General features: G+C 48.0%; 19 protein-coding genes and 1 pseudogene. All 20 read left to right on the top strand.

Annotated elements, in window-relative coordinates; all coding sequences use genetic code 11:
• The first annotated feature begins 157 nt into the window (after window positions 1-157).
• Window positions 158-937, top strand: coding sequence for an alpha/beta fold hydrolase (locus CPA45_RS15150; protein WP_096652868.1), 780 nt, complete (start codon window positions 158-160; stop codon window positions 935-937).
• Window positions 938-1,090: 153 nt separating this feature from the next.
• Window positions 1,091-1,453, top strand: a complete 363-nt coding sequence (locus tag CPA45_RS15145) for a VOC family protein (protein WP_096652865.1) — start codon at window positions 1,091-1,093, stop codon at window positions 1,451-1,453.
• Between the two features lie 132 nt (window positions 1,454-1,585).
• Window positions 1,586-2,092: a GNAT family N-acetyltransferase gene (locus tag CPA45_RS15140; RefSeq protein ID WP_096652863.1), complete on the top strand. Its 507-nt coding sequence runs from the start codon at window positions 1,586-1,588 to the stop codon at window positions 2,090-2,092.
• A gap of 87 nt (window positions 2,093-2,179) precedes the next feature.
• Entirely contained in the window at window positions 2,180-2,782 is a 603-nt protein-coding gene (locus CPA45_RS15135; RefSeq protein ID WP_096652861.1) for a class I SAM-dependent methyltransferase, read from the top strand.
• Window positions 2,783-2,939: 157 nt separating this feature from the next.
• Window positions 2,940-3,656, top strand: a complete 717-nt coding sequence (locus CPA45_RS15130) for a hypothetical protein (protein ID WP_096652859.1) — start codon at window positions 2,940-2,942, stop codon at window positions 3,654-3,656.
• Between the two features lie 325 nt (window positions 3,657-3,981).
• A pseudogene (locus CPA45_RS15125) lies at window positions 3,982-4,281 on the top strand (transposase); the annotation flags it as partial.
• Window positions 4,282-4,315: 34 nt separating this feature from the next.
• Window positions 4,316-4,444: a transposase gene (locus CPA45_RS15120; protein WP_208858523.1), complete on the top strand. Its 129-nt coding sequence runs from the start codon at window positions 4,316-4,318 to the stop codon at window positions 4,442-4,444.
• A 260-nt stretch (window positions 4,445-4,704) separates the two neighbouring features.
• Complete coding sequence (locus CPA45_RS15115; RefSeq protein WP_096652857.1) at window positions 4,705-5,184, top strand: RidA family protein; 480 nt, start codon at window positions 4,705-4,707, stop codon at window positions 5,182-5,184.
• A gap of 77 nt (window positions 5,185-5,261) precedes the next feature.
• Window positions 5,262-5,795, top strand: coding sequence for an AAA family ATPase (locus tag CPA45_RS15110; RefSeq protein WP_096652855.1), 534 nt, complete (start codon window positions 5,262-5,264; stop codon window positions 5,793-5,795).
• 99 nt (window positions 5,796-5,894) lie between these two features.
• A complete protein-coding gene (locus CPA45_RS23195) occupies window positions 5,895-6,038 on the top strand; it encodes a transposase (RefSeq protein WP_208858525.1) in 144 nt (47 codons plus the stop codon).
• Window positions 6,039-6,194: 156 nt separating this feature from the next.
• The gene (locus CPA45_RS15100) at window positions 6,195-6,881 is read left to right on the top strand and encodes a Crp/Fnr family transcriptional regulator (RefSeq protein WP_208858522.1); all 687 of its coding nucleotides are present in this window, start codon (window positions 6,195-6,197) and stop codon (window positions 6,879-6,881) included.
• A 78-nt stretch (window positions 6,882-6,959) separates the two neighbouring features.
• Window positions 6,960-7,634 (top strand): cysteine hydrolase family protein, encoded by a 675-nt coding sequence (locus tag CPA45_RS15095; RefSeq protein WP_208858521.1) that lies wholly within the window; start codon window positions 6,960-6,962, stop codon window positions 7,632-7,634.
• 329 nt (window positions 7,635-7,963) lie between these two features.
• A complete protein-coding gene (locus tag CPA45_RS15085) occupies window positions 7,964-9,031 on the top strand; it encodes a homoserine dehydrogenase (protein WP_096652849.1) in 1,068 nt (355 codons plus the stop codon).
• A 236-nt stretch (window positions 9,032-9,267) separates the two neighbouring features.
• Window positions 9,268-9,747 carry a pyridoxamine 5'-phosphate oxidase family protein gene (locus tag CPA45_RS15080; protein WP_096652847.1) on the top strand — a complete coding sequence of 160 codons (480 nt, stop codon included), beginning with the start codon at window positions 9,268-9,270 and terminating at the stop codon, window positions 9,745-9,747.
• Window positions 9,748-9,783: 36 nt separating this feature from the next.
• On the top strand, window positions 9,784-10,341 hold the full coding sequence (locus CPA45_RS15075; RefSeq protein WP_096652845.1) for a putative glycolipid-binding domain-containing protein: 558 nt from the start codon (window positions 9,784-9,786) through the stop codon (window positions 10,339-10,341).
• Between the two features lie 109 nt (window positions 10,342-10,450).
• Complete coding sequence (locus CPA45_RS15070) at window positions 10,451-11,014, top strand: NADAR family protein (RefSeq protein ID WP_096652843.1); 564 nt, start codon at window positions 10,451-10,453, stop codon at window positions 11,012-11,014.
• Window positions 11,015-11,162: 148 nt separating this feature from the next.
• Complete coding sequence (locus CPA45_RS15065; protein WP_208858520.1) at window positions 11,163-11,447, top strand: putative quinol monooxygenase; 285 nt, start codon at window positions 11,163-11,165, stop codon at window positions 11,445-11,447.
• Between the two features lie 81 nt (window positions 11,448-11,528).
• Entirely contained in the window at window positions 11,529-11,975 is a 447-nt protein-coding gene (locus CPA45_RS15060; RefSeq protein WP_096652841.1) for a hypothetical protein, read from the top strand.
• A gap of 290 nt (window positions 11,976-12,265) precedes the next feature.
• Window positions 12,266-12,862 (top strand): GNAT family N-acetyltransferase, encoded by a 597-nt coding sequence (locus CPA45_RS15055; protein WP_096652882.1) that lies wholly within the window; start codon window positions 12,266-12,268, stop codon window positions 12,860-12,862.
• 224 nt (window positions 12,863-13,086) lie between these two features.
• Complete coding sequence (locus CPA45_RS15050; RefSeq protein WP_096652839.1) at window positions 13,087-13,533, top strand: GNAT family N-acetyltransferase; 447 nt, start codon at window positions 13,087-13,089, stop codon at window positions 13,531-13,533.
• The last annotated feature ends 227 nt before the right edge of the window (window positions 13,534-13,760 follow it).

The following is a 13,760-nucleotide window of genomic DNA, read 5'->3' as shown; positions in this document are numbered from 1 at the left end:
TTCTCCTGTTAGGTTTGGTCGCCTTTTCAGCTTAGCCAAACAGGCTGAGCTGGGGGAGAAGGCTCAATGAGTATCAAAGCGCTGCTGTCGGAAAAATTTTACGCTGCGCTCCAAATTTTCCGCAGAGCGCGGCGTTGGCCCTTAATAGGAATATCATGTGGAATATTTTCAAAAAGGTAGTGGTGAATATTTAGTCTTGGTTCATGGAGCATTAACAGATGGTTCTATGTGGCTCCCTCATATAGATTCCTTGGCTCAGTATTTTGATGTCGTTTCAGTGACTTTAAGTCATTTTGATAATGATGATAGCTTAAGTTTTGGTCTAAATTCACATGCTCAAGAACTATGTGAGTTTGTGAAAAAATTGGTTTCAGATAAGCCAGTGAATGTTGTGGGCTGGTCTTATGGTGCAGATGTTGTATTGAACATGATAGCAACGTCTCAATTGCCATTGTCTAAGGTATTTTTGTATGAGCTAGGGTATCCCGGCAGTGTTCAAGAAGATGAAATGAAAACTTGGGTTGCGGATGCAGAATCAATGTTTGAGCCTGTTTTTAATCATGTGCATCAGGGGAATTTGAGTTTAGCTGTTGAATCATTGATTGACGGTTCTGGGAATTGTCAGGGTTACTTCGATAAGCAACCAACTGAGGTGAAGAGTTTACAGTTAAAGCAAGCTTATACATTGTCTTTGCAACTGAATCAGCAAGAACATCCATCGATTGATGCCCAAAGTCTATCGAATATCGATCTGTCTTTGATATTTGGGTATGGCGATAAAACACGAGACTTATTTAAGCTGGCCACACAGAGTGATGCACGAGCTTCAAGACACTCAAAATTGGTGGTTATTGAAAATGAATCCCACATGTTACCTCAAGAAAATCCAGAAAAGTTTTCCAGTTTACTAATTGATTTGCTGGGAAAAAAGGGCTAACAAACAATTCAAGCAGACCCTCAACGCGTGGCATTTTCGTTTTGCGTTGGGTTTAGTGTTTACGGCGTTGTGCGGAAAGTTGGTAGTCGCGTTTCGGGCTACTTAATTGGGCGTTAGCCCGCTGGCCCTGAATCAAGTGCAAACGGAGAGTGTATGTCCAGTTCAAACATAAATAGCGTGTTTGCAGTTCTATCGGTCAGAAAGCAAGACGACGCAGTCAGGTGGTATGCCAATCTGTTCGGCCGGAATGCGGATATGATCCCAGTGGAAGGTGTAGCGGAGTGGCAACTTGCCGATAGCGCCTGGCTTCAGGTAACCGCTGATTCCGAGAGAGCAGGAACTTCAACAGTCATAGTCGGTGTAAACGACATCGAGGCTCAATGCAGAACGTGCGCCGAGGCAAACGTGCCGCACGGCGAGGTGGTAGAGTATCCGGGCATCATTAAAATGATCGAAGTTATTGATCCCGACGGAAATAAGATAGCTTTTGTCCAGGACATTTCGAGCGCCAGCTGATGGAACCGTTGGGTCTGAAAACTATCCATAGGGCTAACAAACGCAGGCACGGCGACAGCTTTTTCGTTGCGGCTTCGCCTCCACAACAAAGCTGCGCGTGCTGCGGGCGTTAACCCTCCGAGAGGTCGAGACTTGGATATTCAGATACGTGAAGAAAGCGCTGGAGATCCCGCGCAAATAAACCGAGTAACCGAACAGGCATTTTTGAATGTTCCACATACAGAGCATACAGAGCAGTTTATTGTTGAAGCCCTTCGAAATTCAGGAGTATTAACCATCTCTCAGGTTGCCGTGGCAAATAGAGAAATTATTGGCCATGTTGCAATCTCTCCGGTCACCATTTCCAATGGTGCAGCTGGTTGGTTCGGACTTGGGCCAATTTCTGTTCTACCTGAGCTACAAGGTCAGGGCGTGGGCTCAAAGCTAATGCGAAGTTCCCTTGCCGCTCTCAAGTCAATGGGGGCGACCGGCTGCGTTGTACTTGGAGATCCTGGTTACTATGGTCGCTTCGGTTTCAAGGTCGTTGATGGCCTGGTATATCCCGGCGTACCCGCAGAATACTTTCAGGCTTTATCCTTTGACGGGAAATTTCCGCAAGGCGGGGTAGCGTACCATGAAGCATTCTCTGCCCAGGGTTAACAATGCAAGTCATGGCGACGGCTTTTTCGTTGCGGCTCCGCCTCCACTACAAAGCCGCGCATGCTTGCGGCGTTAGGCAAATACGTTATGAACCCTGAAGAAACGGGAAAAAACTACGACACAATCACAGGTCGCTGGTCTGACGATCGGTTCAATATGAAAAACGGTATCGATCAGCACCAAAGAGCAATATCCTTTGTAAAGTCGAGAGGGAAGGCTCTCGATGTCGGTTGTGGCCGAACCGGGAGAATAATGGATTTACTGGCCAAAGAGGGATTTAAGCCTGAAGGTTTAGATGTGTCAGAAAAAATGATTGCGCTAGCTCGAAGCCGCAATCCAGAATGGAATTTTTATCACGAAGATATTTGCTCCTATCTGCTATCAGAAAAATATGACTTCATAAGTGCCTGGGACAGTATTTGGCACATTCCATTGGATGAGCAAGTTAGTGTGATATCAAAGCTGGCAAGGGCGTTAAACCCCGATGGTATTATGATATTTTCGTTTGGTGGGGTTAACGGGCCGGGAAATCATTCTGACGATACTATGGGGCCAATGATGTATTACTCATCCCTAGGAATAAATGGCTTTATACAGGTATTTCTCGATAATGGATGCACCATCAAGCACTTAGAGTTTGACCAGTATCCAGAGTTGCACACGTACATAGTGGCGCAAAAAATTGCCTAACAAATTTGTCAACCGGAACCAAATTACTGCGCGGTTTTTGTGTTCGCTGCGCTTATAACACAAAAAACTGCTCCGCAATTCGGTCCGGTTACAAAGGCGTTAGGCGCCAAAGCAACGTTTCCCACAAGTTGAACCTTTTGCAATAGTGAAAATTGCCATGGATACAGCGTCAATTTCAAATATCGTCTTATCAATACTGACTGCGGTCTACGTGGTTTTGACGTTCAGGATATTGAAGGAGAATAGAAGAAATAATGAACTTGGCTCCTACCCTCAGCTGTATTGCGAAGTCAAAGTGGATGGCAGCGAGGCCAGGCTTTCGGTGATCAATCGGGGAAACGTACCCGCCCTCGACATTGGAGCACTGGTTCTTGCTCATTATCACGAAGACGATCAGGACGTAATGTCATTCCTAAACGAATTCGTAGGCGAGGGCTGGCCCGAACGGAAGAGAATCGTCAATACCTTCGATGGCTTCTATTCTGTGTATGACAATTTTGGTTTTCCGGTTGTACCCGCTGGCAAACAAGTTTCCGTGCGGCCCGGGTTTCCGAAGATGGCCGACCAATATCTTTTGTTGTTCCAGTTCAGAAATATTTTTGGAGAAAATTTTTTCCAAATCTATTGGTTTCACTTAGACCATAGGAATCGCCACAAGGGCCTCACATTAGGCAGCGTTGAACCACATGGAATTGCACGCACATCCCGGATCACATTTACAGAAAACTATTTACTAGCAGATAAGAACTCACAACTTCCGGCATGTATTGAGAAGAATTTTTCACCATTCTTTAAGTGTTCGATACCGTCCGGTATCACTGCGGCAGGAATACTTAATGCTCACGAAACTCGGGAAGTGTGGAGTGATGCCTAGCCATGCGGGCATTGACCTTGTCCTATTGCAATGCCGCCTAACCTTGAGGTCAACACGAACGCTGCGCAATAAAGCCGCCCAGCACCGGTTACCCTTCACGTTTGGATGCAATAGATAGCTCTATGGAAATGTTTGGGAATTTCGTTACATGGCTTATAGCCAATGCACAGATCATCGGCATAATCGTGGCAATTCTCATTGCCACGAAAGCAGACGGACGCATAGATCATAGATACGACGCTGTTTCGAGCGTTGAGCCTGTATAAAAACCCCTCTGACACCTAAGTCTTGGTAGGATCGAGAAAACAGACGAGGAGTGGTCAGCATGCCGCGCTTCAAGGCTTATAACTACGATCTGAACGCCATGGTGGTGATCAACTACCAAGATCAGCTCCAGCCAAGCACCTTTGAACACGCTGTGCACTACCTGATCGAGCACAAGCTCGACTTGTCCGTTTTCCATCCCCAGTACCGCAACGACGCGACCGGACGGCTGGCCTATGATCCGGCTATCCTGCTTAAGATTATCCTGTTCGCTTACTCAAAAGGCATCACCTCCAGTCGCGAGATGCAGTGGAGCTGCGAGACCAATATTATTTTCAAAGCCCTTTCCTGCGATACCGTTCAGCTCTCAAGGAAAGCAGATCTACAACCATCGCATGCCGGTAGTGGAGCCGGTATTCGGCAATATTGGTACGACAAAACCACTGAGCCGATCCAGGCTACGGGATAAGAAAAAGGTGCAGGGCCAGTGGCAACTCTATTGTCTGATACACAATATTGAGTAGTTAGTGAATTATGGTCGTTTGGGCCGCGTCTTGAAGGGCGAGGAGTGGGGTATATCGCTTCATAAGAGCAAAACAGCCCTCTTAACTGGCATAAAGCGCGTACTTTAGTGATTAAAGGCCGATATTAATACTCCCCAGCTAGATTGCTGGCTGGGTAAATAAACTAGGATGACAGGCTCTGGAGATGGCTTAAAATCGGGTTTTTCTACAGCCTCGTTAGACGTCACGGAGTCGCAAACAGCGCATATAGGGAACTGACAATGCAACCAACTGTGGAAGAACGTCTTCGCTCGCTAGGTCTAGAGCTACCCGTAGTTACCAAGCCAAGGGGTAACTTTCGCCCCTACGTCATCTCGGCGAGCATGCTCTATCTGTCCGGCAAGGGGGCCCCCTTGCGCGAAGAGGGAGGCACCGTCCCAAAAGTAGGGGCGGAAGTTTCTGTCGAGCAGGGCCGGCTCTATGCTCAAGAGGTCGGCCTGTACCTTCTGGCACTCATCAAAGAGGCGCTTGGAAGCTTCGAACGGGTGCAGCGTGTCGTCAAGGTTTTTGGCATGGTGAATGCCGACCCAAACTTCACTTCTCACACGGAAGTCATCAACGGTTGTTCTGAACTGCTTGTCGCAGTTCTTGGCGAGCGTGGTGAGCATGCCCGTTCCGCCATTGGTGTTGGCTCATTGCCTAAGGGGTTTGCTGTGGAAATTGAGGCCATCGTTGAGTTCTCGGAGCATGGTGACGCCTAACCTTTCCATGGAGCGGACGCCTTCCAACGTGCTGCGCCCGCTTCCGGTCGCCACTCATGTAAAACGTTAGGGGTGAGATGAACCATCGATTCGTAGTCACCGGCGGCCCCGGTGGTGGCAAAACTACAATTCTTAGTGCTCTAGCGGAGCGAGGATATAGTTGCGTACCGGAGTCTGCCAGGAAAATAATCAAAGAGCGGTTAGCGGCTAGATTATCGCCTCGACCGGACCCGGTCTCTTTTGCTCAGGAGATACTTAGTTCGGATATCGAAAAGTATCAGGATGTAACCACCTGCGCCCATGCCATGTTCTTTGATCGCGGGGTGCTGGACGCGCTGTACATGCTCGATGCGGAGAACGCATTAGCACGAGATGAAATAGCGAATTACGTTCAAAAGTTCCCATATAACAGCGTTGTCTTTCTTCTGCCTCCATGGAAAGAAATTTACGATACAGATTCAGAACGTGATCAAACTTTTGAGGAGTCCATCGAGGTGTTTGAGGGTATGAAAAGGTGGTATGCGCAATGGGGGTACGAAACACTGGAAGTTCCACGAGGCAATATTAATGAGCGTGTTTCGTTCATTTTGCAGAGTATATATACCACCTAACAGTTTACTCTTGGCGGACAATATCCCCTCCACCCCGGCGGCTCCTTTACTGGCTCGAACCTGTTTCTATGCCTGCTGAAAATTGGCAGGTAAAAGAAAATAATAGTTCGAATAGATCTTCGCCAAAGACTGAACCGCTTCAGTCTTTGGGGCAAGAAGAAAGTACAGGGCCAATGGCGGCTTTACTGCCTAGCGCACAATATTGAGAAGTTAGCGAATGATGGTCATTTGGCCGCGTCATGAAGGGCGAGGAGTGGGGTATATCGCTTCATAAGAGCAAAATAGCCCTCTTACTTAGCGTTAGGTGCGCACTTTAGTGTCTGAATGCCGATATTAATATCATCCAACCAGATGACTGGTAGGGTGACGAAAATTAGAGCAACAGGCGGTGGAGATGACTTGAAAGCGGGTTTTTCTACAGCCTCGTTGTGTAGCTATATTCCCGAAGTGCGAATAGGTTATGACAGGCATCGAGAGCTACTCCGTATGAGAAAGGTAGAAGCGTTAAGGCAAGCTATGACTGCAGATCTTTCCAGAGTCCTGCTTGACAATGGGGTAATGGAGGTGTCCCTTCCTGAAGTAATTCCGCTCTTTCGGCAAGCTCACATTTCCTCGGGTTCGATAATGTTATCTCCGGAGGAACGTTGGAATGAACTGATGGTGATTCGCCAAGGCATTTTCAGGCTGTACTACTTGGACTCCGAAGGCAGAGAATCCAATAAGGGATTTTTCAGTGAAGGACAAATTCTTGCCCCAATGGCTCGATCAGCTATCGAGGAACCCTCGCTTTTCTTTGTCGAAGCGCTGACCAATGTTGAAGTCTATCGGTGTTGTTATGCCCAATTGGCTGCGCTTCTGAGGAAATATTCTGGTGGTAATGACTTTTTCTATCGTCTGGCTGAAGGCCTGCTCGAAGATAAAATTCGCCGCGAAGTCATGTTTCTTCAGTTGGATGCGAGAGGCCGATATGAGCGGTTCGTAGCTGACTTTCCCGACCTTCACGAGCGAGTCCCACTCCGTCATTTGGCCTCTTACCTCGGGATGACGGACGTAACCCTGTCTCGAATTCGGAGCATGAAAAACTGACTTATCAAATGTTAAGGCTCTAAGCTACTTCTTTGTGAAGAATGCTCTTGTCAATCACATGATTCAGGAGCTTTATCAATGACACTTCAGCGTATTGTTCAAGTAATTATCGCGGGAATGGCGATTTCATCATCCAATTTGTACGCCGAATCTGTTGAGCAGTCCAGATCGGCGTTAGTGATGATTGAGTACCAGAACGAATGGGTTTCGGAAGAGGGCAATCTTCGAAACCTTCTCGTTGAGGACGAGGTGCATTTTGAGTCAGCTATCCATCATTCGAAATCTCTATTGGCCGCGGCCCGGAAACAGGGAGTATCAGTAATTCACGTGACGCTAAAACCTGATGCCCAGTACCGTATTTTTGGTGATGCCACCTTTGGCCTCAGAGCCGCAATACCTAACGCCAATACTTGGAGAGGTGACATGCAATCTATCCATACCGATTTCGAACCGCTTCCACATGAGCATGTCATCACTGAGAGAACGGGCGCTTCAGGATTCGCTGGCAGTAATCTCGATAGCTTCCTGCGGAATAACGGAGTCGATACGTTATTTTTAGCTGGATTTGCAACTCACGTGTGTGTGGAATCGACACTGAGGGAAGCTCATGATAAAGGTTATCGTACCTTCGTGGTCACCGACGCCACTGGCGCTTTTAAGGAATCACAGCAAACCTATTTTGAAAATGAGGTGCTTCACCATTTTGGTCACGGAGTTAGCGTGACGCAATTCGATGAAATGTTTGAACAATAGCTGTTACAGGATTATGCGGTTGGCCGCAAGGCGTGCGGGTAAGGAGCGTTACGATTCCATAACCTATTTTGGGGACGGGCCTTGGGATCAGGAAGCATCCAAAACCCTGGGCTACAACTTTGTCTCTGTCGGGAATCGCATTAATAGCCCTCAATCGGTTCTGGATTACACAGAAGCGCATGTGGCCTTGAGCTATATTGGTTTATAACCAAAGACTGCACAGTGATCACTTTTCCACTGCTGCGTGATTCCAAACCGGTCTGTTACGCAGTCGCTGTGTATCTCTCTAGAACTCATGCCTCTCTGGCCCATTGGTTGATGGCACACACATGAAACATATACGTTTATCAATTGTTGGTTTTGGTACAGTGGGGCGCTGGCTAGCTGATGCCGTGTATAGACGTGGCACATGGCTCGAAAGAGAGTGTGGAGTTAAGGTTTCTGTGGTTAGTGTCGCCACTCGCCGTGGTGGATTTATTCACTGTGATGCCGGTTTTGATATTCCTAACCTACTCAATTATTTAGTTGCCGGGAAGGCTTTGGCGGATTACCCCGGTGTCCAATGGTGGGAAAATGCACTCGAGGGCCTTGCAGCGACAGAATACGACGTGTTGGCAGAAACAAGTAATACAAACCCTCGTGATCCTGAACCTGCGCTGAGCCACATCCGCGTAGCTCTGGAACGTGGCACCCACGTTATAACGTCTAGCAAAGGCGCTTGCGCCGCTGCAGCACTGGAATTGACTGCGCTTGCTAAGAAGCGCGGTGTTCATTTCCGAATGGAATCCACCGTCATGTCCGGCACCCCAGTTCTGAGTACTTTGCAAGAGGGCTTGGCCGGAACACGCGTGATTGGATTCCGGGGAATCTTGAATGGGACGGCAAACCACATTCTAAGCAAGATGGCCGACGGTCTTGACTATTCAAGTGCATTAGCTGATGCGAAATACTATGGATACGCGGAACCAGACCCAACAGATGATGTGGAAGGATACGATATAGTTGCAAAGGTTCGTATATTGACAGCCGTTGCATTTGGCCAAACTGTTTCAGCCGATCAAGTCATCCTGCGTGGGATTACCGAAATTACACAAAATGAGGTACAGCAGGCTGCTCAGAACAAATGTCGGATCAAGCTTTTAGCCAGTGTGCAGCTCGGTCAGAAGAGCAATAGTCCCGAAGCTAGACATATACCGCTTGAATGTCGTGTCGAGCCAGTTGCCCTGCCACTGACAGATCCACTTTCCCGGATTGATGGTGTGATGAATGCTCTTACCGTTAAATCCGATACAGTTAGCGAGATTACAATTATTGGACCAGGTGCCGGGCCAGAGCAGGCTGGGCAGGGCATATTCACCGATCTCGCTACCGTGGCACGATCACTGGGAGCTTTTTGAAAAGCGGGATTAGAACCAAAATAAATATTTGGAATGTCCGCCTGGGTGGCATTGAGATCAAAACAAACCATTCCAGGTGTGGATTGGGAGGCATTGCTCAACCTGTCAATTCAGCGGACGCAAACAGCCGCTTATGGCCATTTGGCAGCGTCATGGAGTGGGGAGCAGTATATCGAACGATCTTTCTATGATACCCGCTTAGACTAAAGCTGCGTTAGGCATTCTAGGAGGAATGTGTGTCAGACCTAATAACTTCCGAAGTTCGTGAATCTGTAGAGCGAAGCGTGCTCTGTTGGCTAGCTACAAGTGACGAAAACGGGCAGCCGAATGTGTCGCCAAAGGAAGTATTTGCTGTTGCAGATAGTCAGAACATAGTGGTTGCAAACATTGCTTCACCTCAGTCAGCAAAGAATATCAGGGTGAACCAGAAGATATGTCTGAGTTTTGTTGATGTTTTTGTCCAAAAGGGCTTCAAGATTATTGGCACGGCAACCGAACTTAAGCCGTCAGAGCCGGAGTATTCTCGCTGGGTTGACCCGCTGCTCGCGATGGCTGGTGATCGCTATCCGATATATAGCGTGTTCGTTGTAAGAGCTATCGCTGTGGAACCGATCGTTGCGCCTAGCTACCGCCTTTACCCTTCAGAGACTACTGAAGAGTCGCAAATTCAGTCCGCGCTTCGCACTTATGGGGTGACCCAGGATAAAGATGCCTAACTCAAGTGCTAGCGTCGCCACCAGCAAGGGGGCTGAATGAACAAAGCTATTACCGTGTTGTGGCGCAGGCTCGATGTGCCTGGCCATGATGCTTGCCGGTTCGCACCTAGTGATAACGGCTGGACCTTACGTGGTTCGGCTGTATTTCTCGAAGGTGGAGAGGTCTGCCAGATCCGATACGAGGTGCTCGCTGATCCGGCCTTTCAGACACAGAAGGCGGCGGTGGCAGGTTGGATTGGCGATACAGTAGTGGACGTGCGGGTCCGTGCTACTGATAACGGGGTTTGGATAATGAATGATGCTGAGCAGCCCCAGTTGGCAGGCTGTATGGACCTGGACCTTGGATTCACTCCAGCAACGAACTTTCTTCCAGTTCGGCGGCTGGCTCTGCGGGTTGGCGAAGAAGCGCAAGTGTCCGCCGCTTATTTGGCATTCCCTGAGCTGAGGTTTGAGATACTCCCGCAGCGCTATAAACGCATTTCAGACACTGAATATGAGTATCAGGCGCCAACTGCTGACTATAGCGGAATACTGATGTTTTCTGCGCCGGGTGTTATCGCCAGCTACCCTGGCTTGTTCATTGAGGAGAGATGACGGCAATGTTCGGCAATATTGGCACGACGAAAAGGCTGAGCCGCGAAGTGGCTTGAAATTGGGTTTTTCTATAGCCTTGTTAAGCCGCTATATAGATCGAGGGTGCAAAGTGCAGATTCGAGACAGGGATGAGCTATCCCACTATGTGAACTATGGGAACAGGGTCGAATATTTGTTCTTTTGGGGTCACCAGAAGTCTGGAGGTGGGATTATGAAATCCTGCTTTAGCCAGTGGTACGACGCGCCATTCATCGAAGGTGGGATAACGTACCAGACGGCAGAGCATTACATGATGGCAGCAAAGGCGCGTCTATTTTGTGACGATGATGCTGTGCAAAGGGCAGTGGCAGCATCAAGCCCTGGAGAAGCTAAGAAAATAGGTCGTAAGGTCAAGGGGTTTGATGAACAGTTATGGGACCGTCATAGATTCGAAATCGTCGTCAAAGCTAACCTCCTAAAATTTGATCAAAACTTGGCGCTTAAGGACTTCTTGGTATCAACTGGCAATCAGGTGCTAGTTGAAGCGAGTCCCGTGGACCGCATCTGGGGAATTGGGCTGGCGGTTGATGATCCTGCTGCGAAAAATCCAAACCTGTGGCAAGGGCTTAATCTGCTAGGGTTCGCTCTTATGGAAGTGCGTAACCAGTTTTGTAGCTGGGAAAGCCATGCTTAAATAATCCAGTTAGACGTTGATCATCATCCTGTTGTGTGACTGACCTATTTAAAGTGTCTGTAGTAAATTAGCGGAATAGAGCCCTAAAGGGAGAGAGCAATGTTGGAGGCCTCTATATACCGAGTCATTAGGCTAAGCACAGGAACAGTTGAAAGTAATTGCTCAAGACTTCATCGATCCGGCCCATATTCAAGAAGTGATGGCTCTATATCGAGAGTTAGTTGAGAAAACTAAAAAAGAGCCGCTTTGCGTGTCTTACGATCTTTTTATCGACCAAAAAGACCCAGGGCATTTTATATTCATAGAGGAGTGGCCTGATCGGGAAGCATTGCGTATCCACTGTAATACAGAACATTTCAAAAGGTTGGTACCAATGATCAACAAGTATCAAAGAAAAGATGGAACCGTCATGCTTATGGATTCATTCGAATGAAATCTGTTGCACGCGGGTAAGTTACTCGCTGTACTCGCAATTTATCTCTGAACCAAAGCGTTAGGCACTCAAGGAGGAAAAGTGAATTCTGATAGTAATAAGTACCTTGTCACTGCAGCACTTTGCTGCGTTGTCGCTGCACTTGCTCATGTTGGCTGCATAGTATTCGGCGCAGATTGGTATCGTTTCTTTGGCGCTGGTGAAGAGATGGCTCAGATGGCAGAACAAGGCCTTTGGTATCCTGCGATAGTCACTTCTGTCATTGTTTTAATACTTTTAATTTGTGCGCTCTATGGACTTTCTGGAGCTGGCGTCATTAAGCGCTTACCGCTCACAAGATTGGCTTTGGTAGTTATTGCAGGCATATTTATATTTCGAGGTGTTTCATTCGTTGGCTTAATACCCATGTTCCCAGAAAATAGCCTGACATTTTGGCTCATCAGCTCAGGTATTTGTTTGTTCATTGGTGGCCTGTTTGCTATTGGTTCTTTGCAGCAATGGTCAAAACTGGGTAGTAAAAATGCCTAACAGTACGTCCCATTCACTGCCTTTGTCGCTGGGATGCCTGCTCTATAGCGCGGCTTGTCGCTTGTGCTTGATATATAGCTGTAATCGAGGTAAGTGCATAGCTATGTATTTTTAGCGGAAGAAGATCTACAGAGTATCTTGGCGTTATTGATTTAAGGTGCGCTAACAGTGGTAGTGGGATGGCTCACCAATCGATGGCTAGGGAAATGCGTATCCACTACTACATATGGCGTTATAAAAATTTTAACAAGGCGGGGAGTTTGCGCTCGCTATTAGATATCGGGAACAACATGGCCTTCATAGAACCCATCACCCTCACAGCACGCGGCATAAGTTTGGTGCCGCTTGAGTTTAGCCATGAAGAGGGGCTTCGCGCCGCTGCCGCTGATGGAGAATTGTGGAATCTACGCATCACATCTGTGCCAGCACCCAACGAGACGCGCGGTTACATTGATACCGCGCTGAGAGGTCGCGAGCAAGGCCACCGTTTTGCTTTTGCTGTTATTGACGATGCCAGCGGCACGGTGCTTGGCTCCACCAGTTACCACGATATTCTGCCCGACGTAAAAAGAGTAGAAATTGGCTACACCTGGTACGCAAAGCGAGCACAGCGAACGCATGTCAACACTATATGCAAGTTGCTGCTTTTAACCCACGCTTTCGACACACTAGGTTGTAATGTGGTTGGTTGGCGCGCGGACAACTTCAACTTCGAGAGTCAGCGTGCAATTGAGCGCTTAGGCGCGAAGAAGGATGGTGTGATCCGGGGTAATGTGCTGCGCCGTGACGGCACTATTCGTGACACTGTGATGTATAGTTTACGCAGAGGCGAATGGCCTGAGATTTGCTCACACCTGAATTATCTGCTCAGCCGGCCTCGTGACTAATGAAAGGTTTTATGTGCTTTTACGGCCATGAGCCTAGCAAGCTGCTGCTGGGCGGCCAAAGTCAATTTTCCCGGTGCTAGCTTGCGTGAATGATGCGCCAATCTGCCTTGGCTTCAGAGCAAGGGTGTTAGCTTCTTGAAAATTGAAAACGTCGCTTCGCCGCTCGGCTCGCTATAAGCCGCTCGCGTTTGTGGCAAGCGTTACGCAGAGTGAAAGTGAACTCCATGAAAATAGAAGAAGTCTCAGGTTTGAAGGTTCCGATGACGATCCTGCTTGAAGCTGACCCATCAGTTGAGAGGGTTCGTAGCTATCTTGAACATTCAAAGTGCTATGTAGCGACGTTAGATGGGGAAGAGATAGGCGCTTATGTCTTAAAGGAGTTGTCCTTGGGAATATATGAGCTTATGAACATCGCAGTGGCGCCGGAGTTTCAGCGCAGAGGCCATGGTTCAGAGCTGCTTAGCCATGTAATGAACTCGGCAAAAGATTTAGGTGCTCACCGTCTTGAATTAGGAACAGGGACTTTCGGGTACCAGCTTGCGTACTATCAAAAAGCGGGATTTAGGCCATTCAGCTTGGAGGTAGACTTTTTCTTGGAGAATTATGAAGAGCCCATTTTTGAAAATGGGATTCAGCACAAAGATATGATACGAATGGCAATCACATTTTAGTTCTGGTGTGTTCTTAATAGAGGTTTTAATAACCATGCTCGGTTACTAGGCTACTTTTCACCTAGCGCTGAGAGATCTGTTAACGCTCTCCCCAGAAGCGCTACCTCAGATTTATTGAATAGCACGGCAGGCTGGCAATGTATCTGTCGGACAAAGCCATAGGTGGGTACATCAGAGTTACACCTGTCGCACTCAGTAGAATCAAGAGACGTGTTCGACTAGCAAGA

Origin of the sequence: Vreelandella nigrificans, from assembly GCF_002374315.1 — a bacterium.
In the GTDB taxonomy this organism is placed as follows: domain Bacteria; phylum Pseudomonadota; class Gammaproteobacteria; order Pseudomonadales; family Halomonadaceae; genus Vreelandella; species Vreelandella nigrificans.
The sequence above is the reverse complement of the archived record's forward strand: the minus strand, read 5'-3'. Positions and strand labels throughout refer to the sequence as shown.

What these genes read in the sequence shown, in the direction of transcription:
- CPA45_RS15145 (WP_096652865.1), top strand. Translation starts at nt 1,091, where the DNA reads ATGTCCAGTTCAAACATAAATAGCGTGTTTGCAGTTCTATCGGTCAGA.
- CPA45_RS15135 (WP_096652861.1), top strand. Translation starts at nt 2,180, where the DNA reads ATGAACCCTGAAGAAACGGGAAAAAACTACGACACAATCACAGGTCGC.
- CPA45_RS15130 (WP_096652859.1), top strand. Translation starts at nt 2,940, where the DNA reads ATGGATACAGCGTCAATTTCAAATATCGTCTTATCAATACTGACTGCG.
- CPA45_RS15120 (WP_208858523.1), top strand. Translation starts at nt 4,316, where the DNA reads ATGCCGGTAGTGGAGCCGGTATTCGGCAATATTGGTACGACAAAACCA.
- CPA45_RS15115 (WP_096652857.1), top strand. Translation starts at nt 4,705, where the DNA reads ATGCAACCAACTGTGGAAGAACGTCTTCGCTCGCTAGGTCTAGAGCTA.
- CPA45_RS15110 (WP_096652855.1), top strand. Translation starts at nt 5,262, where the DNA reads ATGAACCATCGATTCGTAGTCACCGGCGGCCCCGGTGGTGGCAAAACT.
- CPA45_RS15095 (WP_208858521.1), top strand. Translation starts at nt 6,960, where the DNA reads ATGACACTTCAGCGTATTGTTCAAGTAATTATCGCGGGAATGGCGATT.
- CPA45_RS15085 (WP_096652849.1), top strand. Translation starts at nt 7,964, where the DNA reads ATGAAACATATACGTTTATCAATTGTTGGTTTTGGTACAGTGGGGCGC.
- CPA45_RS15075 (WP_096652845.1), top strand. Translation starts at nt 9,784, where the DNA reads ATGAACAAAGCTATTACCGTGTTGTGGCGCAGGCTCGATGTGCCTGGC.
- CPA45_RS15055 (WP_096652882.1), top strand. Translation starts at nt 12,266, where the DNA reads ATGGCCTTCATAGAACCCATCACCCTCACAGCACGCGGCATAAGTTTG.
- CPA45_RS15050 (WP_096652839.1), top strand. Translation starts at nt 13,087, where the DNA reads ATGAAAATAGAAGAAGTCTCAGGTTTGAAGGTTCCGATGACGATCCTG.